We start from the raw sequence: 20,800 nt of genomic DNA on the forward strand, positions 1-20,800 counted from the left end.
CAAACATGGGAAAAATCATTGGTATCGACTTGGGGACAACCAACTCCTGTGTCGCCGTGATGGATGGCGACAAGGTCAAGGTCATCGAGAATTCTGAAGGTGCGCGCACCACACCGTCCATCGTTGCCTACACCGATGACAACGAGATTCTGGTCGGACAGAGCGCCAAGCGCCAGGCAGTGACCAACCCTAAAAACACCCTGTACGCGGTCAAGCGTTTGATCGGCCGTCGTTTTGAAGATGACGTGGTACAGAAAGACATCAAAATGGTGCCCTACGGCATCACCAAGGCCGACAATGGCGACGCTTGGGTAGAAGTAAAGGGCGAGAAAATGGCGCCCCCGCAAATTTCTGCCGAAGTGCTGAAGAAAATGAAGAAGACCGCGGAAGACTACTTGGGTGAGAAAATCACCGAAGCGGTTATCACCGTGCCGGCCTACTTCAATGACTCCCAGCGTCAGGCGACCAAAGATGCCGGTCGCATCGCGGGCCTGGAAGTGAAGCGGATCATCAACGAGCCCACTGCGGCGGCCCTGGCCTATGGTATGGACAAGGCCAAGGGTGATCGCACCGTGGCGGTATATGACCTCGGTGGCGGTACCTTCGATATTTCCATCATCGAAATTGCTGAAGTCGACGGTGAGCACCAGTTCGAAGTGTTGTCCACCAACGGCGACACCTTCCTGGGCGGTGAAGATTTCGACATGCGCCTGATTGATTACCTGGCGGAAGAGTTCAAGAAAGAAAACGGTATCGACCTGAAAGGCGATTCCCTGGCTGTGCAGCGCCTGAAAGAAGCCGCTGAAAAGGCCAAGATTGAGCTGTCTTCCAGTCAGCAGACTGAAGTGAACCTGCCCTACATCACTGCCGATGCCACTGGTCCCAAGCACTTGGTGGTCAAGCTGAGCCGGGCCAAGCTGGAGTCTTTGGTTGAGGATCTGGTCAAGCGTTCGCTGGAGCCGATGAAGATCGCCCTGAAAGACGCTGGTCTGTCTGCCAGTGAAGTTGACGAAGTGATTCTGGTCGGTGGTCAGACCCGGATGCCGCTGGTGCAGGCCAAGGTATCTGAATTCTTCGGCAAAGATGCGCGCAAAGACGTGAACCCTGACGAAGCGGTAGCCATGGGTGCGGCCCTGCAGGGTGCGGTGCTGTCTGGCGACGTGAAAGACGTGCTGCTGTTGGACGTGACCCCGCTGACCCTGGGTATTGAAACCATGGGCGGTGTGGCCACTCCGCTGATCGAGAAGAACACCACCATTCCGACCAAAAAGTCGCAGGTGTTCTCCACCGCCGAAGACAACCAGACCGCCGTGACCATCCATGTGGTGCAGGGTGAGCGCAAGCAGGCTTCCGGCAACAAGTCGCTGGGTCGTTTCGATTTGGCCGATATTCCGCCGGCGCCCCGCGGTCTGCCGCAAATTGAGGTTACCTTTGATATCGACGCCAACGGTATCCTGCATGTGTCTGCCAAAGACAAGGCCACCGGCAAAGAGCAGTCGATTCGCATCACCGCTTCCAGCGGCCTGGACGAGGCCGAAATTGAGAAGATGGTTCGCGACGCGGAAGCCAATGCGGAAGCGGATAAGAAGTTCGAAGCTCTGGTCACGGCGCGCAATACTGCCGAAGGTCTGGCTAATGCCACTCGCAAAACCCTTGAGGAAGCGGGCGACAAAGCGACTGAGGAAGAGAAGTCTGCTATTGAGGCGGCGCTGGCTGAAGTGGACGAGGCCATCAAAGGTGACGATGTGGACGCCATTGAAGCGGCGACCAAGAAGTTGACCGAAGCTTCCGGCAGCTTGGCCCAAAAAATGTATGCCGAACAGGCAGCCCAGGCGGAAGGTGCTCAGGCCGAGGGTGGCGCCAAGGAAGCTGGCGATGACGTCGTTGATGCGGAGTTTGAAGAAGTTAAAGACGACGACAAGAAGTAAGACCTTGAGCGGGGTATTGCCCCGCTTGGCAAGACGCTAGACGGGAGACGGAAGACGCAAAGGCCGAGGTCAGTGTGTTTTGCGTTCTCCCGTTTGGCATGTTGGAAAAGCGGATTTTTACCGGTGAGCAGGTTGCGTCCTTGAGCGTTTCCCGTCTCCCGTCAAGCGTGTAGCGAGCCCATGTCAAAACGAGATTATTACGAAATCCTCGGTGTTTCCCGAGATTCCGACGAGAAGGAAATCAAAAAGGCCTATCGCCGGATTGCGATGAAGAATCATCCCGACCGTAATCCGGATGACCCCAAGGCTATTGATATCTTCAAAGAAGCCACCGAAGCCTACGAAGTGCTTTCTGATAAGGAAAAGCGCGAGGCCTATGATCGTTTTGGTCACGAAGGTGTGGGCGCAGGAGCCGGCGGCTTTGGCGGCGGTGGTGGCGCGGGCTTCAGCGATATCTTTGGTGATGTTTTTGGCGATATCTTCGGTGGCGGCGGTCGTCAGCGTGGGCCCCAGCGCGGTTCGGATTTGCGTTACACCCTGGAAATTGACCTGGAGCAGGCGGTTAAAGGCACCACGGCCAAGATTCGTATCCCCACCCTGGTCAGCTGTGACACCTGTGATGGCAGCGGCGCCAAGAAAGGCAGCACGCCGCTGACCTGCGGTACCTGTAATGGTATGGGGCAGGTTCGGATGCAGCAGGGCTTTTTTGCTGTGCAGCAGACCTGTCCTACCTGCCGCGGCTCGGGCAAGGTTATTTCCGACCCCTGTAATAGCTGTGGTGGCCAGGGTCGTAAGGAAGAGACCAAAACTCTGTCGGTGAAGGTTCCCCCTGGCGTGGATACTGGCGATCGCATCCGCCTGAGTGGCGAGGGTGAGGCCAGCCCCGATGGCGGTCCGGCCGGGGATCTGTACGTGCAGATGTCGGTGCGGCCGCACCCCATCTTCCAGCGCGACGGCAAGAACCTGTTCTGCGAAGTGCCGATCAGTTTTGCCGATGCCGCCCTCGGTGGTGAGCTTGATGTACCCACTCTCGATGGTCGGGTGAAGTTGAAGATTCCCGCCGAAACCCAAACAGGTCGCTCCTTCCGCTTGCGTGGCAAGGGCATTGCGCCGGTTCGCGGTGGCAGCACTGGTGACCTGATTTGCAAGGTGATCATCGAGACACCGGTGTCGTTGACCAAACGGCAGAAGGAATTGATTCAGGAATTACAAGCCAGCCTGGAAGGGGACGACAAGCAGTCACCGCGTAAAAAGAGCTGGTTCGATGGTGTGAAATCCTTCTTCGACGATATGAAGCTCTAGGCGAAATTGCTCAGGGGAAAGGCGCTTTGCGGCCTTTCCCCTCGACTTGCCTCACTTTTTTCTCCATGCTTTGCCCCATTGAATCACCGATGAGCGCTTGGCATGGATAAAACCCTCAACCGCTTCCTCGCCGACTACCTTTGGCGGGATGAGCACGAAAGCAAACCCTACTGGCACCGGCAATGCTTTAGCGCCCTGCGTTATCTCTACGTGGTCGTGGATGATCTGGCCAAGGGTGAGTTGACGCTGCGTGCCATGAGCCTGGTGTACACCACCTTGCTGTCGCTCGTGCCGCTGATGGCGGTGAGCTTTTCGGTGCTCAAAGCCTTCGGTATGCACAATAAGCAGCTGGAGCCGATTCTGCTGCAATTTCTTGCGCCCCTGGGAGAAAAGGGGGTGGAGATCACCGATCAGATTATCGGGTTTATCGACAATGTAAAAATCGGCGTCCTTGGCACCTTTGGTATTGCGCTGTTGTTTTACACGGCCATCTCACTAATCCAGAAAATCGAAGCGACGTTTAATTACATTTGGCGGCTGGAGCAGCATCGCTCCATTGGTCGCCGCTTTGCGGACTACGGCAGTGTGATGTTGATTGGCCCGCTGCTGGTATTTTCAGCGCTGGGTCTTTCCGCCAAGGTGCTGAGCGGTGATGTGGCGCAAAGCCTGAGTAATTACATTCCCTTTGTCGCTGAGCTGCTGGCCTTTGTGACGGCAGCGATGCCTTACGTGATGATTATCGGCGCATTCACCTTCTTTTACATGTTTATTCCCAACACCCGGGTGAAATTGAAATCGGGTCTGGTCGCCGGTGTGGTTTCGGGTGTGCTGTTTCAAAGTTTGGGCTGGGGCTTTGGCAGTGTGGTGGTGTCTGCCAGTGACAGCGGGCCTTACGCGATATATTCCGGTTTCGCCATCGTGATTCTGTTTATGATCTGGATGTACATCAGCTGGTTGACCCTGCTGGTCGGCAGCAGTATTGCTTTTTATGTACAACATCCCGAATATGTCGTCCCCAGTCGCCGCACCGGCAATATGAGCCTGCGGCAGCAGGAACGCTTGGCGCTTGAAGTGATGGCCATTATTGCCCAGCGTTATTACGCCTCTCACCGGCCCTTTAGTGCCACCGACTTTGTCCTGCGCCTGCGGGTTCAGATTCAGGGAGTTACCCGGGTGTTAAGGGCCCTGCAAACGGCGGGATTGATTACCGAAAACAGTGAAGAGCCGCCACGCTATCTGCCCAATGTGCCGCTGGAGAATACTTCTATCAAGCGGGTGTTGGACGTGGTTCGCGACGACGGCGGTATGCCGCCGGTGGCGCTGCGGGTGCCGCGAAGACCGGTGCATGGCGTGGCGGAAGTTGGCGATGCCATTGAAGAGGCGCTCGATCTGAGCCTCTCGGCGATCTCCATTAAAGACATGGCAATAGATGGTCTGACACCGAAGCTGGTCGCCGAGGCACCGCAAAAACCGGCAGCAGCAGACAATTGAGGTCGGCCGGTGTGGGTCAACCACTGCCGGAACGTTGATAGCAGAAATACGGAAGGATGAATGACAGTACGTGTAGCAGTGACTGGCGCCGCCGGTCGGATGGGTAAAACGTTAATTGAAGCCGTCGCATTGGCAGAGGGTTGTGAGCTGGGTGCAGCGATAGAGCGGCCAGATAGTTCGCTGGTTGGCGCAGACGCGGGCGAACTGGTCGGTATTGGTAAGAATGGCATCGCAATTGTGGGTGATATCGCCGATGTTACAGACCACTTTGACGTGCTGATCGATTTTACCGCCCCGGTCGCTACGCTCAACAATGCGAGAGTCTGCGGCGGTGCGGGCAAGGGCATGGTGATTGGTACAACCGGCTTTGATGCCACCCAAAAGCAGGTCTTGGCCGATGCCATTGGCTCCATTGCGGTGTGTCAGGCCAGTAATTTTTCTACCGGGGTGAACCTGTGCTTCAAGTTGCTGGATATGGCAGCTCGGGTACTGGGTGACGATGTGGATATCGAGGTGTATGAGGCCCATCACCGCCACAAGGTGGATGCGCCCTCCGGCACCGCCCTGAGTATGGGGCAGGTCGTTGCCGATGCGCTGGGTCGCGACCTGGACGAGGTGGCGGTATACGGCCGTGAAGGCCAGACCGGCGCCCGTGACCGGCAGACGATTGGTTTCGCCACGGTGCGGGCCGGTGACATTGTCGGCGATCACACGGTGATGTTTTGTGCCGAGGGCGAGCGGGTTGAGATCACTCACAAAGCCAGCTCGCGGATGTCCTTTGCCAGAGGGGCAGTGCGGGCCGCAGTTTGGCTGGCGAGCCAACACCCCGGCAAATACGATATGCAAGACGTCCTCGGACTCAAATAGCAGGGCCTTAGATGAGTCGAGTAGAGATTGCCCTGCCAGCGGCCTTTGCCTTCAGCACAGAGATTCCCTTGCTGATGGATCATATCAATGCCGGTGGTCACTTCGGTAATGATGCGGCGGTGCAGCTGATCAATGAAGCCCGTGCCCGGTTTTTGATCAGCCGCGGGCTGTGGGAAGTCGATACCCGCCGCGGCCTGGCCTTTGTGAATGCCGATATGGCAGTCAGCTACCGCTCCGAGGCCTTTTATGGCGACACCCTGCGAATTTCGGTGGCAGCGATGGCCTTCCATCGCTGCGGCTTTGATCTGGTGTATAAAACCGAGGAGCGGGACTCTGGTCGCCTGGTGAGCGTAGCGAAAACGGCCCACTTATTGATCAGCTCAGAGACGCGGCGGGCGGTATCTGAGCCGGAAGGCTATTTCGATCCTTTGCGATAGTGGGCTGCCTTCGGTAGTTTGTGGCTTCTGCGGGTCGTTTCGGTGGACTTGCCGTCAAACTTTCGCGTAAAATCCCGCCTCAGATTTGGGTGGCCGGTCATGTTCGCCGCGCCATCGGCAACCAAGCGAGGTGAAGCAACTTCATCTCGCTTTTTTGCACGCGTGTTTTCCTCTGTGGTCTTTCAGTCGTCGCTCCGATGGTCTTATTGTCGGCGGTGACTCTCGGCCGCAAATCTGATCCAGGAGGTGTCTTTGACCGTTCCAGCCATACTTGCCTTAGAAGACGGCAGCATTTTTCGGGGCCTAGCAATTGGCGCGGAGGGGCACTCTGTCGGTGAAGTGGTGTTCAACACCGCGATGACGGGGTATCAGGAAATCTTGACTGATCCCTCTTACGCCCGGCAGATCGTTACCTTAACTTACCCCCATATTGGCAATACCGGTGTGAATGCCGAGGACGAGGAGGCCGCTGAAATCTGGTCTGCCGGCCTGGTGATCCGCGACTTGCCCATGATCGCCAGTAGCTTTCGCAGCGAACAGGATCTTTCCTCCTATCTGAAATCGCGCAACGTGGTCGGTATTGCCGATATCGATACCCGCCGCCTGACACGTATTCTGCGTGACAAAGGCGCCCAGAATGGCTGTCTGATGGCTGGTGATATTGACGAGGCCAAGGCGCTGGAGCTGGCTCGGGGATTTGGTGGCCTGAAGGGGCTCGACCTGGCCAAAGAAGTGACCACCGCAGAGACCTACGAGTGGCGCGAGAGCACCTGGTCACTGGAACAGGGGCATCGTTACCTCGATGACGAGCAGCTGCCTCACCACATTGTGGCCTATGATTTTGGCGTGAAGCGCAATATTTTGCGGATGCTCGCTGACCGGGGCTGTCGACTGACCGTGGTGCCGGCCAAAACACCGGCTGCCGAGGTTCTGGCGATGAATCCCGACGGCGTGTTTCTGTCGAATGGCCCCGGCGATCCGGAGCCCTGTGACTACGCGATTGCCGCCATTGCCGAGATTTTGACCTCGGGCCTGCCGGTGTTCGGCATTTGCCTGGGGCATCAGTTGTTGGCGTTGGCCTCCGGCGCCAAGACCCTGAAAATGAAATTTGGCCATCACGGCGCCAACCACCCGGTTCAGGATCTGCGCAGCAAGGTTGTGCATATTACTAGCCAGAACCACGGCTTTGCGGTGGATGAGGCGAGTTTACCTGCCAATGTGGCGGTGACCCACAAATCGCTGTTCGACGGCTCGCTGCAGGGCATTGAGCTGACAGATAAGCCCGCTTTCAGCTTCCAGGGTCACCCTGAAGCAAGCCCAGGGCCCCACGACATTGCGCCTTTGTTTGATCATTTTGTCGAGCTGATTGAGGCTCGGAAGCGCGGCTGATTGCCGGATTGCTGTAAACAAGTTGAGATGAATGCTTAACGCTGGACGGAAGACCGGAGACGCAAAAGCAGGCGCAGCCAAGCTGCGGAGTGTTAGCGTCTCCGGTCTCCCATCAAGCGTCTCGCGGAGACACCATGCCTAAAAGAACCGACATCCAATCCATCCTCATCCTGGGCGCTGGCCCCATCGTCATCGGCCAGGCTTGTGAGTTTGACTACTCCGGTGCCCAGGCTTGTAAAGCCCTGCGCGAGGAGGGTTTCCGGGTCATTCTGGTGAATTCCAACCCCGCGACGATCATGACCGACCCGTCCATGGCTGATGCAACTTACATTGAGCCGGTGGTCTGGCAGACCGTAGCCAAAATTATTGAGAAAGAGCGCCCCGATGCCCTGTTGCCGACGATGGGCGGTCAGACAGCGCTTAACTGCGCCTTGGACTTGGATCGCGAAGGGGTGTTGGAGAAATTTGGTGTCGAAATGATCGGCGCCACCAAGGAAGCCATCGATAAAGCTGAGGACCGGGAGCTGTTTGACCAGGCGATGAAACGCATCGGCCTGGAAACGCCGAATTCAGCGATTGCCCACAGCATGGAAGAGGCGCTTCAGGTTCTCGACACGATTGGCTTTCCCGCCATTATCCGGCCCTCCTTCACCATGGGTGGCTCCGGTGGCGGTATTGCGTACAACAAAGAAGAATTTGTCGAAATTTGTACCCGCGGCCTGGATTTGTCGCCCACTAAAGAACTGCTGATCGATCAAAGCCTGATCGGCTGGAAAGAGTTCGAAATGGAAGTGGTGCGGGACAAGAACGATAACTGCATCATTATCTGCGCGATCGAGAACTTTGACCCGATGGGAGTGCACACCGGCGACTCCATCACCGTTGCGCCGGCGCAAACCCTGACCGACAAAGAATACCAGATCATGCGTAACGCCTCCTGCGCCGTACTGCGGGAAATCGGTGTTGAAACCGGCGGTTCTAACGTGCAGTTTGGTATGGACCCCGAAACCGGGCGCCTGGTGGTCATTGAGATGAACCCCCGGGTGAGCCGCTCGTCGGCACTGGCGTCCAAGGCGACCGGCTTCCCGATTGCCAAGGTGGCGGCCAAGCTGGCGGTGGGTTATACCCTGGACGAGTTGCAAAACGACATTACCGGTGGCGCAACGCCGGCCTCCTTTGAGCCGGCCATTGACTACGTTGTCACCAAAATTCCCCGCTTTACCTTTGAGAAATTCGGCGAGGCTCAGGATCGCCTGCACACCCAGATGAAATCAGTGGGTGAGGTCATGGCGATTGGTCGTACCTTCCAGGAGTCAGTTCAGAAAGCCTTGCGCGGTCTGGAGGTGGGTTCGGCAGGTTTCGAGCACAAAATCGATACCGACCGGGACGGCGCCAAGGATATTTTGATTGCCGAGCTGAGCAACCCCGGCCCCGAGCGCATCTGGTATGTGGCGGATGCCTTCCGCTACGGCATGACAGTGGCGGAGGTTTACGATTACTGCCGGATCGACCCCTGGTTCCTGGTGCAAATCGAGGACATCGTCAAAGCGGAAAATGGCCTGAAGAAAGTGGCCCTGTCCGACCTGACCCGGGACGATATGTGGCGCCTGAAGCGCAAAGGCTTTTCCGATCAGCGTCTGGCGGTATTGCTGGCGGTAAGTGAGCGGCAGCTGCGCAAGCGCCGTCATGAACTTGGCATTCGCCCGGTCTACAAGCGCGTGGATACCTGTGCGGCTGAGTTCGCCACCTCGACCGCATATATGTACTCGACTTACGAGGAGGAGTGCGAAGCAAGCCCCTCTGAGCGTGACAAGATTCTGGTCATTGGCGGTGGCCCCAACCGGATTGGTCAGGGCATCGAGTTTGATTATTGCTGTGTGCACGCGGCCCTGGCCATGCGTGAAGACGGTTACGAGACCATTATGGTTAACTGTAATCCCGAGACGGTCTCGACGGACTATGACACCTCCGACCGCCTCTACTTTGAGCCGGTGACCCTTGAGGATGTGCTGGAAATCGTCGGCAAAGAGAAACCCAAAGGGGTGATCGTGCAGTTTGGTGGTCAAACCCCGCTGAAACTCGCCCGGGACCTGGAAGCGGCTGGCGTGCCCATTATCGGCACCAGCCCGGAGGCCATCGACCGGGCCGAGGACCGGGAGCGCTTCCAGCAAATGATTCAGCGGCTGAATCTGAAGCAGCCGCCCAACACCACAGTGCGCTCGGAAGAAGCCGCCATTGCGGCGGCCAACAAAATTGGCTACCCGCTGGTGGTGCGCCCCTCGTACGTGCTCGGTGGTCGCGCCATGGAGATCGTTTACAAAGAGGAAGAGCTGGAGCGCTACATGCGCGAGGCAGTGAAGGTGTCCAATGAGTCACCGGTGCTGCTGGATCACTTCCTCAATGCGGCGGTCGAGGTGGATCTTGATGCGGTCTCCGACGGCAAAGATGTGGTGATCGGCGCAATCATGCAGCATATCGAGCAGGCTGGCGTTCACTCCGGTGATTCGGCATGTTCGCTGCCGCCATACTCCCTGGATGAAAAAGTCCAGGACGAGATGCGGGACATGGTCAAGCGCATGGCCCTGGAGTTGGGTGTGGTTGGCCTGATGAACGTCCAGCTGGCGGTTCAGGATGGCGAAATTTACGTTATCGAGGTCAATCCCCGCGCCTCCCGAACGGTACCCTTCGTTTCCAAGTGTATCGGTGTGTCGCTGGCGAAGATCGCGGCCCGGTGTATGGCCGGAACCAGCCTGGCAGAGCAGAACTTTACCAGTGAGCTGGTGCCAGAGTATTTCTCGGTGAAGGAGGCGGTATTCCCCTTCAACAAGTTCCCGGGCGTGGATCCCATTTTGGGACCTGAAATGAAATCTACCGGTGAAGTCATGGGCTTGGGTGAAACCTTTGCCGAGGCGTTCTCGAAGGCGGCCCGTGGAGCGGGAGAAGTGTTCCCTACCGGCGGTATGGCCTTCTTGAGTGTGCGTGACCCGGACAAAGACGGTGTGGTGGGTGTGGCCCAGCAGCTGAGCGATCTGGGCTTCTCGCTGTGCGCTACCCGCGGTACCCACCGTATTCTGACGGCGGCCGGCCTGAAGTGTAAGCGCGTCAACAAAGTGCTTGAGGGTCGCCCCCATATTGTTGATATGGTGAAGAACCGGGAAGTTGATCTGATCATTAACACCACTGAAGGCAAGCAAGCCATCGCGGATTCGTCGTTGATCCGCCGCAGCGCATTGGCCAATAAAGTGAGTTATACCACTACCCTCGCGGGTGCCGAGGCCATCTGCGTTGCGCTGGCTTTTGGTGAGGAAAAAACGGTACGTCGCCTGCAAGACGTGCATGAGGAGTTGGTAAAATGAGTCAAGTGCCGATGACAGTGGCAGGGGAGCGCGCCCTGCGTGAAGAGCTCAAACACCTGAAAAGCGTTGAGCGTCCCCGCATTACCAAGGCCATTGCTGAGGCCCGGGAGCACGGCGACCTGAAGGAAAATGCCGAATATCATGCTGCCCGCGAGCAGCAGGGCTTTTGCGAGGGTCGCATTCAGGAGATCGAAGGCAAACTGGCCGTGGTGCGGGTGATTGATATCGCCCAGATTCCCTACACTGGGCGCGTGGTATTTGGTGCCACGGTGACGGTGATCAACTGTGACACGGACGAAGAGCTGACCTACCGGATCGTTGGCGAAGATGAGGCCAATGTCAAAGTGGGTAAGATCTCGGTGACCTCACCTATTGCCCGTGCACTGATTGGCAAGGAAGAGGGCGACGTGGTTGTGGTTGCCGCTCCCGGCGGCAGCATTGAATACGAAATTGATAAAGTAGAGCACATCGCAGAATAAGGCCGGTTAGCGGCCCTATTCGCATTCTAGCGGAGCAGGTTGGACAGTTTGGGGTTGGGCTTTTTGGCGGGGCGGTAGAGCAGGGCGATTTTGCCAACGGCCTGTACTAGCATCGCGCTATGCGACTGACACAGTTGCTCAATCAGCTCGCCACGAACGTCCGCATCCGCATTCACTTTGATTTTGATGAGCTCGTGGTCGTTCAGCGCCCGTTCGAGCTCTGCTTCGACTCCCTCACTGATTCCCTTGTCGCCAATCATCACCACCGGGTTGAGTTTGTGGCCGATACCGCGAAGGTGTTTTTTGTCGCTGGCGCTGAGCTGGGGCATGTCGGTGAACCGTTTTCGCAAAATGGGGCGGTATTGTACGGGAAAGGTATACTGTTGGGGAGATGCTGGCGGCTGGTCGGTTTGATGACCTCCGGCATTCTGGCAACTTGTGCCAACGCCCGAATTCGAAAAGGAGAATCCATTGGCTAAACGTTCTGCCTCGAGTGGCGCCTGGTTGAGGGAGCACTTCGACGATCATTATGTGAAGTTGGCGCAAAAGGAGGGCTATCGCTCCCGGGCCTGTTACAAATTGTTGGAAATCCAGCAGAAGGATCGGCTGATCAAGCCGGGCATGTGCGTCGTAGATCTGGGGGCGGCGCCCGGTGGCTGGTCCCAGGTGGCGGTGGACCTGGTGGGGCATCACGGCCGAGTGGTTGCCTCGGATATTCTGGAGATGGACAGCCTGGCCGGTGTCGAGTTTGTTTGCGGCGATTTCACTGATGACCAGGTGCTCGCTCAGATACTTGAAGTGATCGCCGAGCAGCCGGTGGACCTTGTTATTTCCGATATGGCCCCCAATATGAGTGGTATGAGGGATGTAGATCAGCCCAAATCCATGTACCTGTGTGAGCTGGCGCTGGATATGGCCGGGCAAGTATTGCGGCCCGGTGGCGATTTTGTGACCAAAATTTTCCAGGGCGAGGGCTTTGATGACTACTTCAGACTGCTTCGTGACAGTTTTGACAAGGTGGTGACGCGCAAGCCCTCTGCGTCTCGCCCGCGCTCCCGCGAGGTCTATCTGGTAGCCCGGGGCTACCGGGGCTAAATTGCATGAAGGGTGGGCAGGTTTGGTGTAGAGTGTGGCAGGGGTTTTTGTCGCGCGGGACTGGCTGCAATTCCTGATTTGTGTGTAGTGAGAGGATCGGTTTTTGAACGATATGGCTAAAAATTTATTGTTGTGGCTGGTGATCGCTGCGGTGCTGCTCACCGTCTTCAACAACTTCAGTGTTCAGTCGCCAACCGAGCAGCTGAATTATTCCCAGTTTATTTCTGAGGTTCAGAATGAGCGGGTGAATAAGGTGGTGATCGACGGTCTGGTGATCAGTGGCCAGCGCAAGGATAACAGCCAGTTTGAGACCGTTCGGCCGATGGTGGACGATCCCAAGCTGATCGATGACCTGCTCCAGCACAACGTGGTCATTGAAGGGAAGAAACCAGAGCGGCAAAGCCTCTGGACCCAGCTGCTTGTAGCCAGTTTCCCGATTCTGATCATTCTCGCCATTTTCATGTTCTTTATGCGCCAGATGCAGGGCGGTGGCGGCGGTAGTCGCGGTGGCCCGATGGCCTTTGGCAAGAGCAAGGCCCGCCTGCTGAGCGAAGATCAGATTAAAACCACCTTTGCCGATGTGGCGGGGGTGGATGAAGCCAAAGAGGACGTGCAGGAACTGGTCGAGTTTCTGCGTGATCCGGGCAAATTCCAGCGTCTCGGTGGCCGTATTCCCCGAGGTGTGTTGATGGTGGGGCCGCCGGGTACCGGTAAAACCCTGCTCGCCAAGGCGATTGCCGGCGAAGCGAAAGTACCGTTCTTCTCCATCTCCGGTTCAGATTTCGTAGAGATGTTTGTTGGGGTGGGCGCGTCTCGGGTGCGGGACATGTTCGAGCAGGCCAAGAAGCAGGCGCCCTGCATTATCTTTATCGACGAAATTGATGCGGTGGGTCGCCACCGCGGTGCCGGTATGGGCGGTGGTCACGATGAGCGTGAGCAGACCCTGAACCAGCTGCTGGTGGAAATGGACGGTTTTGAAGTGAATGACGGCGTGATTGTAATCGCCGCCACCAACCGCCCTGACGTGCTTGACCCGGCGCTACTGCGCCCCGGCCGCTTTGACCGCCAGGTCGTGGTGGGACTGCCGGATATTCGCGGTCGTGAACAAATCATCAAAGTGCACATGCGCAAACTGCCGTTGGCCGATGACGTTGATCCCGCAGTAATTGCCCGTGGTACGCCCGGTTTCTCTGGGGCCGACCTTGCCAACCTCGCCAACGAAGCGGCCCTGTTTGCCGCCCGTGCCAATTCCCGCCTGGTGGGGATGGAGCAGTTCGATCTGGCGAAAGACAAAATCATGATGGGTGCCGAGCGCAAGTCCATGGTGATGTCAGACAAGGAAAAGCAAAATACGGCTTATCACGAGGCAGGGCATGCGATTGTTGGCCGCTTGGTGCCCGAGCATGATCCGGTTTACAAGGTCAGTATTATCCCGCGAGGCCGGGCACTCGGTGTGACCATGTTCCTGCCTGAAGAGGATCGCTATAGCCTCAGTCGTCGCCATATCACCAGTCAGATTTGCTCGCTGTTTGGTGGGCGGATTGCTGAGGAAATGACCCTGGGCGCGGAGGGGGTCACCACCGGCGCCTCGAACGATATTCAACGGGCGACCGATATTGCCCGGAAGATGGTTACCAAGTGGGGGCTGTCTGAAAAAATGGGGCCGCTGATGTATGACGACGGCGAGGAAGAGGTCTTCCTGGGTCGCGCTGCAGCAACAGGCGGTAAGTCGGTGTCGGGTGAAACGGCGCGCCAGATCGATGAAGAAGTGCGCCGGATTATCAATGAATGTTACGCCACCGCCAGCAAGATTCTGGAAGATAACCGGGATAAGCTGGATATGATGGCCAGCGCGTTGATGACCTACGAAACCATTGATGCCCATCAGATCGATGACATCATGGCGGGTCGCAAACCGCGCAAGCCGGCCGGCTGGGATGACGATAGTCGTCATGGCGGGCACTCTGCTCCCGTCGGTGATGGTGATGCTGATCAGGCTGAGTCACCTGAGGATCAGGGTAACCGTCCGGAAGACCCTTTCGCGGGATCTGTTCGCGACAATTAAACCCATGACACTTGCTACTTCCCTATGTCCGCCACAGCTGCGCTGTGGCGGTCGTGTTTTAGACCTTCGTAATCCCCATGTGATGGCGGTGGTCAATGTCACCCCCGACTCCTTTTCCGACGGTGGCCAACTGCACTGGGGCGGCGCTATTGCTCTGGATGTGCTGTGCGAGAGGGTTGAAGCCTTTATTGAACAAGGCGCAACGCTCATCGATATCGGCGGGGAGTCCACCCGCCCTGGCGCGGCACCGGTTAGCGAACAAGAGGAGTGCGATCGGGTGTTGCCTGCCGTCGAGGCCATCGCGGCGCGATTTGACGTGGTGATTTCGGTCGACACCAGCACGGCTGCGGTCATTCGCGGATCGGCTGACCTCGGTGCAGGGCTCATCAATGATGTCCGTGCCTTGCAACGTCCCGGCGCACTTGCTGCTGCGGCTCAAACCGGCTTGCCCGTCTGTCTGATGCATATGCAGGGGGAGCCTGACTCCATGCAGGCAGACCCCCGCTATCGCGATATTGTTGCTGAGGTCCGCGATTTTCTGTTAGCTCGGGCGGCGACATGCGAGGCGGCAGGCATTGCTCGGGACCAGGTGTTGCTGGATCCAGGATTTGGCTTTGGCAAGAGCCTAAACCATAACCTGACCTTGTTTCGGTCATTGTCACAATTTGCTGAACTTGGGTTTCCCGTGCTTGTCGGTGTATCTCGAAAGTCAATGTTGGGTGCGATAACCGGCCGCGAAGTCGGCGACCGCATGCCCGCCAGTGTGGTTGCGGCGGCGCTTGCGGTGGAGCGGGGGGCAAAAATTGTGCGAGTCCACGATGTGGCTGAAACGGCCGATGCCCTTGCAGTCGTCTCAGCGCTAAACGGATTGATGGAGAGACCATGACAAGGCGATATTTTGGTACGGACGGTGTGCGCGGCAGGGTGGGGAAGGCGCCCATTACACCCGACTTTGTTCTGAAGCTGGGCTGGGCGGTTGGTAAGGTTTTCGCCCAGGAGGGCGGGCGGAGCTCGGTGCTTATCGGCAAGGACACGCGCATTTCCGGTTATATGTTTGAGTCCGCGTTGGAGGCTGGCCTAGTAGCTGCCGGGGTGGATGTTCGATTGTTGGGGCCAATGCCGACCCCTGCCATCGCCTACTTGACCCGTACCTTTAAAGCGCGGGCGGGCATCGTGATCAGTGCGAGTCATAACCCTTACTACGACAACGGCATCAAGTTTTTCTCGGCTGAGGGCAGCAAGCTGCCGGACGAGGTCGAGCTCGCCATTGAGGCGATGCTGGACGAGCCCATGGAAACCGTAGAGTCAGCTCTGTTGGGTAAGGTGCGGCGTATCGATGATGCTGCCGGTCGCTACATTGAATACTGCAAGTCCACCGTCAGCAGCGGTTTCAGTCTTGAGGGCATGCGCGTTGTGCTCGATTGTGCCAATGGAGCCACCTACCACGTTGCTCCCTCGGTGTTTGCCGAGCTCGGTGCGCAGGTCACGGTGATTGGCGGCGGGCCAGATGGCCTGAATATAAACGCGGGTTGCGGGTCGACGTCTCCGCAGGAATTACAAAATCGCGTGATAGCCGACCAGGCCGACCTGGGTATCGCCTTTGATGGCGATGGCGACCGGGTGCTGTTTGTTGACGCCTCCGGTGAGTTGGTAGATGGCGACGAGCTGCTCTACATTATTGCTGCTGAGCAGCATCGTCAGATTGGCGGTTGCAAGGGCGTGGCAGGCACATTGATGTCCAATCTGGGATTTGAGCTTGCACTGAAAGAGCTGGGTATTCCCTTTGGCCGGGCCAAGGTTGGCGACCGCTATGTGAAAGAGCTAATGTGCGAGCAGGGTTGGCAGCTTGGCGGTGAAAACTCCGGGCATATCATTTGTGCCGATGTCAGTACGACTGGCGATGGTATCGTGGCGGCTTTGAAGGTCTTGCAAGCGTTGTCCACCAGCGGTCAGAGCCTGGCAGAAATGCGCAGCGGGCTTACCAAACTTCCCCAGATAATGAAGAACGTTCGCATTGCGCAAAGCCTGAATCTTCAGTCCGATGAATTGCTCGCGGCAGTGGCTGAAGTGGAGTCCGAGCTTGGTGAAAAAGGCCGTGTTTTGCTACGGCCTTCCGGTACTGAGCCTCTGGTTCGCGTCATGGTCGAGGGCGAGCATGCCGAGCAGGTTGAGCAGCTTTGCCAGCGTCTTGCAGATCACGTTAGTCGACTTGCAGAGCAAGGCTAAAGTGTCTTGTATGTGCATATAACTTTATGTAAGATTGGCGCCCATTTTGCGCTAAGGGAAATGGCATGCGAAGTTTTTTAGTAGCAGGTAACTGGAAAATGCACGGTGATAGCGCTGGCATAAAACAGTTGTTGTCTGACTTACTGAAATCCCTGCCAGCCGAGCCGGGCATTGATATCGCGGTGTTTCCTCCTTCGGTGTACGTAGCGCAGGTGGCAGCGGATATGGCGGCAACGCCGGTTGCAGTGGGCGCCCAAAATGTCTGTGATCAATCAGGTCAGGGTGCATTTACTGGCGAGGTCAGCGCCGCCATGCTTGGTGACGTGGGTTGCCAATATGTGATTGTGGGTCACTCAGAGCGGCGCAGCCTTTATGGCGAAAGCAGTCAGGTTGTTGCGGCTAAGGCCAAGGCAGTGTTGGCGGCGGGCTTGGTCCCTGTGGTTTGTGTCGGCGAGAGCGATGCTGAGCGGGAAAATGGCCAGACGCTGGATGTGATTTCTGCCCAGTTGGCGCCGGTCTTTAGTGCGCTGTCTGGTGAAGAGCTAAAGAAAATAGTGGTTGCCTATGAGCCGGTGTGGGCCATAGGGACCGGAAAAACGGCAAGTCCTGAGCAGGCGCAAGAGGTGCACGCGTTTATCCGCGCACTGTTTGCCAAGCGGGATGAGTCGACGGCGGCCAAACTGCGCATCCTTTACGGTGGCAGTGTTAAGGCGGCCAATGCGGCGACACTGTTCGCTCAGGCGGATATTGATGGTGGCCTGGTGGGTGGTGCATCGCTTGATGCAAAAGAATTTTCTGCGATATGCAGAGCGGCGGAATAATGGAACAGATTATCTTAATAGTTCACGTCCTGGCAGCGCTGGCGATCATTGGCTTGATCCTCATCCAGCAAGGCAAGGGAGCAGATATGGGTGCCTCATTTGGTGCGGGCGCCTCGCAAACCTTGTTTGGCAGCGTGGGTAGCGGTAATGCCCTCACCCGGGCGACGGCGATTTTTGCCACCTTGTTTTTTCTCACTAGTCTCTCGTTGGCCTATGTGGCAAAACAAAAGAGTGGCTTCAGTGAAGATATTATTGAGGTTCCTGCTTTGGAAGAGAGTCGCGATGTGGCGCCAGTAATGGATGCGCCCGCCGAGACTCCGGATGAAATTCCTGCCGCGCCTGAGCAAGGTGCTGCCGGTTCGGAGATCCCGACCGCAAATTAAGCAAATTAGCCGAAGTGGTGGAATTGGTAGACACGCTATCTTGAGGGGGTAGTGAGCATCGCTCGTGGGGGTTCAAGTCCCCCCTTCGGCACCATATAAGGAAGGCAGCCCAACGGGCTGCCTTTTTTTGTGCCTTCGGGGTGACTGCGTCCCCCGTTGGCTCGCTGTCGCTCGGTCCTGCGGACCATCGGCTGCGATGCGCCGATGCCCAAAAACGCGGTGCGTTTTTGTCGACACCAATATAAGGAAGGCAGCCCAAGTGGCTGCCTTTTTTTGTGCCTTCGGGGTGACTGCGTCCCCCGTTGGCTCGCTGTCGCTCGGTCCTGCGGACCATCGGCTGAGTAACGCCGATGCCCAAAAACGCGGTGCGTTTTTGTCGGCACCAATACAAGGAGGGTGGTCCAACGGGCTACCTTTTTTATATGCCTTCGGGGTGACTGCGTTCCCCGCTGGCTCGCTGTCGCTCGGCCCTGCGGACCATCGGTTGAGTAACGCTGATGCCTATAATGCCGTGCGTTTTTGTTGGGATTCTAAGAAGCGCTTTATTTTTGTTTGTCTGTGAGTCCGACATTGGCTCAGTGTTGCAGGTCGTCGGTAGAGGGTTGTCGTTGCCCTGGTTTTTGAAGGTTGCAGTGGCTCGCTTGTGTTGGCACTTGAAAGAGGTGGTGCGGCGCTGGGGGTCGCGACTCGCCTTGACCTATTCAGGCCTCGGTCCTATAATGCCGCTCTCTTGAGAGTAGGTCGGATTTTGCGTCTCAGGGCGCGTCGACATAAGCGTAGGGCACCTCGCTTGATACTTGGTTAGAAGTTTTCTTTAAAGCCCCTTACGCAGGGGCTTTTTCGTATCGCCGCAAGGCGTACGTCATGGAATTTCGATAGTGGGCCTCGGGCCCATTTTTTATTGGTGGCATCCTGTTTTGATTGGCGGAGAGTACGTTGTCGGGCAAAAGCGGCAAGATTGAGGCGATGTTACGGCCGGGTATTGAAGCACTTGGCTATGAACTCTGGGGGCTGGAGCACCACGCCCAGGGGCGCCATTCGACTCTGCGAATTTACATTGATAGCGACAATGGTATCAGTGTGGATGATTGCGCCAAGGTGAGCCATCAGGTCAGCGGTATTCTCGATGTAGAAGACCCGATTGCTGGTGAATACAACCTGGAGGTGTCATCACCCGGGATGGACCGGCCGCTGTACAGCCTAGACCAGTTTGCCCGGTATGTTGGTAGTGATATCAGCATCCGGTTGCGCGTTGCCTTTGAGGGGCGGCGCAAATTTCTCGGTCGCCTGGTGGCGATTGAGGATGAGGACATCGTGTTGCGGGTGGATGAGCATGAATATTTGCTTCCGCACCAACACATTGAAAAAGCGAATGTGGTGCCCAGTTTTTAAAAGGGTGCCGTTGTCTTATTTATAGCCGGCTACGGAACGAGGCGGACAATGAGTAAAGAAATCTTGCTGGTGGTTGAAGCTGTTTCTAACGAGAAAGGTGTTTCTAAGAGCATCATTTTCGAAGCGATTGAACAGGCTCTGGCCACTGCAACAAAAAAACGCTACGACGAAGATTCCGATATTCGCGTCGTGATTGACCGTGTTTCCGGCAACTACGAAACATTCCGTCGCTGGGAGGTCATGCCCGATGAGGAGCTCGCCTTGCTGGGTACCCAGTTCACTCTGGAAGAGGCTCATGAGCACGACCCCAGCTTGAAAGCGGGTGATGTGTACGAAGAGCAGGTTGAGAATGTTGGTTTTGGTCGGATTGCTGCGCAAACCGCCAAGCAGGTGATCGTGCAAAAAGTTCGTGAAGCCGAGCGTGCTCAGGTGGTGGAAGAGTATCTGCACCGGGTTGGTGAGCTGCTCAGTGGCTCGGTGAAGAAGGTGACTCGCGACAGCATTATTGTGGATCTCGGTAACAACGCCGAGGCACTACTGCCGCGTGAAGAGTTGGTCGGGCGTGAAGTCTTTCGTATCAATGATCGGGTTCGCGCCATTCTGCACGACGTACGCCCCGAAGCCCGTGGGCCGCAGCTGTTTCTGAGCCGCGCTTGCCCGGAAATGCTGATTGAGCTGTTCAAGATTGAAGTGCCGGAAGTATCCGAAGAGGTGATTGAAATTCGGGCAGCTGCCCGCGACCCCGGTTCCCGGGCGAAGATCGCCGTGAAGACGAATGACGGCCGCATCGACCCAGTTGGTGCGTGTGTCGGCATGCGGGGCTCGCGGGTGCAGGCGGTATCTGGTGAGCTGGGCAATGAGCGAGTCGACATTATTCTGTGGGACGACAACCCTGCCCAGCTGGTGATCAATGCGATGGCGCCGGCTGAAGTGGAGTCTATCGTGGTAGACGAAGATACCCACACCATGGATGTGGGTGTTGCCGAAGACAATCTCGCTCAAGCCATCGGCCGTGCGGGCCAAAATGTGCGTTTGGCCAGTGAGCTGACTGGTTGGGTCATCAATGTGATGAGCGTTGATGAAATGGCAGAAAAACACGAGCAGGAATCCGAGCAGATCGTCGCCGGCTTTGTTGAAGCCCTGGACGTTGATGAAGACGTGGCGATGGTGCTGGTGGACGAAGGTTTTACCACCCTGGAAGAAGTGGCCTACGTTCCCCTTGAGGAAATGATGGCTATTGAAGGGTTTGATGAGGATATCGCCCAGGAGCTACGTGCCCGGGCAAAAGACGCGCTGCTGACTCAAGCTATTGCTAGCGAAGAGCAGCTTGATAGCGCTGAGCCTGCAGAAGATCTGTTGACGATGGAGGGTATGGAGCGGCATTTGGCTTTCGTATTGGCCAGTCGCGGCATTATCACCATGGAGGATCTGGCAGAGCAGGCCGTTGAAGATCTTCTCGATATTGAAGACATGACCGAAGAGCGGGCCGCTGAGCTAATTATGACAGCTCGAGCCCCGTGGTTTGCAGACGAAGACGATACTGCAAATTAAGCGAGTCCTATAGTTTAG

Annotated in this window: 17 protein-coding genes and 1 tRNA gene; 17 read left to right on the plus strand and 1 reads right to left on the minus strand. The window is 56.8% G+C overall.

Features of this window, described 5'->3' with window-relative positions; all coding sequences use genetic code 11:
* The first annotated feature begins 5 nt into the window (after positions 1-5).
* The 8 genes from dnaK (at position 6) to greA (ending at position 11,249) form a co-directional block, all read left to right on the plus strand.
* Positions 6-1,928, plus strand: a complete 1,923-nt coding sequence (dnaK, locus tag NCG89_RS12765; RefSeq protein WP_251086932.1) for a molecular chaperone DnaK — start codon at positions 6-8, stop codon at positions 1,926-1,928.
* A gap of 180 nt (positions 1,929-2,108) precedes the next feature.
* Positions 2,109-3,230 carry a molecular chaperone DnaJ gene (gene dnaJ, locus NCG89_RS12770; protein ID WP_251086933.1) on the plus strand — a complete coding sequence of 374 codons (1,122 nt, stop codon included), beginning with the start codon at positions 2,109-2,111 and terminating at the stop codon, positions 3,228-3,230.
* A gap of 102 nt (positions 3,231-3,332) precedes the next feature.
* On the plus strand, positions 3,333-4,721 hold the full coding sequence (locus NCG89_RS12775) for a YihY/virulence factor BrkB family protein (protein ID WP_251086934.1): 1,389 nt from the start codon (positions 3,333-3,335) through the stop codon (positions 4,719-4,721).
* A gap of 60 nt (positions 4,722-4,781) precedes the next feature.
* Complete coding sequence (gene dapB / locus NCG89_RS12780) at positions 4,782-5,588, plus strand: 4-hydroxy-tetrahydrodipicolinate reductase (protein WP_251086935.1); 807 nt, start codon at positions 4,782-4,784, stop codon at positions 5,586-5,588.
* 11 nt (positions 5,589-5,599) lie between these two features.
* The gene (locus NCG89_RS12785; RefSeq protein ID WP_251086936.1) at positions 5,600-6,025 is read left to right on the plus strand and encodes an acyl-CoA thioesterase; all 426 of its coding nucleotides are present in this window, start codon (positions 5,600-5,602) and stop codon (positions 6,023-6,025) included.
* 252 nt (positions 6,026-6,277) lie between these two features.
* On the plus strand, positions 6,278-7,414 hold the full coding sequence (gene carA, locus NCG89_RS12790) for a glutamine-hydrolyzing carbamoyl-phosphate synthase small subunit (RefSeq protein ID WP_251086937.1): 1,137 nt from the start codon (positions 6,278-6,280) through the stop codon (positions 7,412-7,414).
* A gap of 134 nt (positions 7,415-7,548) precedes the next feature.
* Entirely contained in the window at positions 7,549-10,770 is a 3,222-nt protein-coding gene (gene carB / locus NCG89_RS12795) for a carbamoyl-phosphate synthase large subunit (RefSeq protein ID WP_251086938.1), read from the plus strand.
* Positions 10,767-11,249 carry a transcription elongation factor GreA gene (gene greA, locus NCG89_RS12800; protein ID WP_251086939.1) on the plus strand — a complete coding sequence of 161 codons (483 nt, stop codon included), beginning with the start codon at positions 10,767-10,769 and terminating at the stop codon, positions 11,247-11,249. The genes carB and greA overlap by 4 nt, the downstream gene beginning before the upstream one ends.
* A gap of 26 nt (positions 11,250-11,275) precedes the next feature.
* On the opposite strand, the gene yhbY is transcribed toward greA, so the two are convergent.
* Entirely contained in the window at positions 11,276-11,578 is a 303-nt protein-coding gene (gene yhbY / locus NCG89_RS12805; protein ID WP_251086940.1) for a ribosome assembly RNA-binding protein YhbY, read from the minus strand.
* A 142-nt stretch (positions 11,579-11,720) separates the two neighbouring features.
* Here yhbY and rlmE point away from each other — a divergent pair, with 142 nt between their 5' ends.
* From rlmE to nusA, 9 genes are all read left to right on the plus strand, one after another.
* Positions 11,721-12,344 carry a 23S rRNA (uridine(2552)-2'-O)-methyltransferase RlmE gene (rlmE, locus tag NCG89_RS12810; protein WP_251086941.1) on the plus strand — a complete coding sequence of 208 codons (624 nt, stop codon included), beginning with the start codon at positions 11,721-11,723 and terminating at the stop codon, positions 12,342-12,344.
* A 112-nt stretch (positions 12,345-12,456) separates the two neighbouring features.
* Complete coding sequence (gene ftsH, locus NCG89_RS12815) at positions 12,457-14,409, plus strand: ATP-dependent zinc metalloprotease FtsH (protein ID WP_251086942.1); 1,953 nt, start codon at positions 12,457-12,459, stop codon at positions 14,407-14,409.
* 4 nt (positions 14,410-14,413) lie between these two features.
* Positions 14,414-15,295 carry a dihydropteroate synthase gene (folP, locus tag NCG89_RS12820; protein WP_251086943.1) on the plus strand — a complete coding sequence of 294 codons (882 nt, stop codon included), beginning with the start codon at positions 14,414-14,416 and terminating at the stop codon, positions 15,293-15,295.
* Positions 15,292-16,635 (plus strand): phosphoglucosamine mutase, encoded by a 1,344-nt coding sequence (gene glmM / locus NCG89_RS12825; RefSeq protein ID WP_251086944.1) that lies wholly within the window; start codon positions 15,292-15,294, stop codon positions 16,633-16,635. Before folP ends, glmM begins: the two co-directional genes overlap by 4 nt.
* A 65-nt stretch (positions 16,636-16,700) precedes the next feature.
* Entirely contained in the window at positions 16,701-17,456 is a 756-nt protein-coding gene (tpiA, locus tag NCG89_RS12830; RefSeq protein WP_251086945.1) for a triose-phosphate isomerase, read from the plus strand.
* Positions 17,456-17,839 (plus strand): preprotein translocase subunit SecG, encoded by a 384-nt coding sequence (gene secG / locus NCG89_RS12835; RefSeq protein ID WP_251086946.1) that lies wholly within the window; start codon positions 17,456-17,458, stop codon positions 17,837-17,839. The genes tpiA and secG overlap by 1 nt, the downstream gene beginning before the upstream one ends.
* A gap of 8 nt (positions 17,840-17,847) precedes the next feature.
* Positions 17,848-17,933 (plus strand) — tRNA-Leu (locus tag NCG89_RS12840).
* Between the two features lie 842 nt (positions 17,934-18,775).
* The gene (gene rimP / locus NCG89_RS12845; RefSeq protein WP_251086947.1) at positions 18,776-19,231 is read left to right on the plus strand and encodes a ribosome maturation factor RimP; all 456 of its coding nucleotides are present in this window, start codon (positions 18,776-18,778) and stop codon (positions 19,229-19,231) included.
* Positions 19,232-19,279: 48 nt separating this feature from the next.
* Positions 19,280-20,782 (plus strand): transcription termination factor NusA, encoded by a 1,503-nt coding sequence (nusA, locus tag NCG89_RS12850; protein ID WP_251086948.1) that lies wholly within the window; start codon positions 19,280-19,282, stop codon positions 20,780-20,782.
* Positions 20,783-20,800: the final 18 nt, after the last annotated feature.

This window comes from Spongiibacter taiwanensis (assembly GCF_023702635.1).
In the GTDB taxonomy this organism is placed as follows: Bacteria; Pseudomonadota; Gammaproteobacteria; order Pseudomonadales; family Spongiibacteraceae; genus Spongiibacter; species Spongiibacter taiwanensis.

Excerpts from the sequence above, each read along its gene's own strand:
- glmM (WP_251086944.1), top strand. The coding sequence starts at position 15,292 with ATGACAAGGCGATATTTTGGTACGGACGGTGTGCGCGGCAGGGTGGGG.
- yhbY (WP_251086940.1), bottom strand. The coding sequence starts at position 11,578 with ATGCCCCAGCTCAGCGCCAGCGACAAAAAACACCTTCGCGGTATCGGC.
- dapB (WP_251086935.1), top strand. The coding sequence starts at position 4,782 with ATGACAGTACGTGTAGCAGTGACTGGCGCCGCCGGTCGGATGGGTAAA.
- carB (WP_251086938.1), top strand. The coding sequence starts at position 7,549 with ATGCCTAAAAGAACCGACATCCAATCCATCCTCATCCTGGGCGCTGGC.
- NCG89_RS12785 (WP_251086936.1), top strand. The coding sequence starts at position 5,600 with ATGAGTCGAGTAGAGATTGCCCTGCCAGCGGCCTTTGCCTTCAGCACA.
- nusA (WP_251086948.1), top strand. The coding sequence starts at position 19,280 with ATGAGTAAAGAAATCTTGCTGGTGGTTGAAGCTGTTTCTAACGAGAAA.
- dnaK (WP_251086932.1), top strand. The coding sequence starts at position 6 with ATGGGAAAAATCATTGGTATCGACTTGGGGACAACCAACTCCTGTGTC.
- NCG89_RS12775 (WP_251086934.1), top strand. The coding sequence starts at position 3,333 with ATGGATAAAACCCTCAACCGCTTCCTCGCCGACTACCTTTGGCGGGAT.
- secG (WP_251086946.1), top strand. The coding sequence starts at position 17,456 with ATGGAACAGATTATCTTAATAGTTCACGTCCTGGCAGCGCTGGCGATC.
- ftsH (WP_251086942.1), top strand. The coding sequence starts at position 12,457 with ATGGCTAAAAATTTATTGTTGTGGCTGGTGATCGCTGCGGTGCTGCTC.
- folP (WP_251086943.1), top strand. The coding sequence starts at position 14,414 with ATGACACTTGCTACTTCCCTATGTCCGCCACAGCTGCGCTGTGGCGGT.
- greA (WP_251086939.1), top strand. The coding sequence starts at position 10,767 with ATGAGTCAAGTGCCGATGACAGTGGCAGGGGAGCGCGCCCTGCGTGAA.
- dnaJ (WP_251086933.1), top strand. The coding sequence starts at position 2,109 with ATGTCAAAACGAGATTATTACGAAATCCTCGGTGTTTCCCGAGATTCC.
- tpiA (WP_251086945.1), top strand. The coding sequence starts at position 16,701 with ATGCGAAGTTTTTTAGTAGCAGGTAACTGGAAAATGCACGGTGATAGC.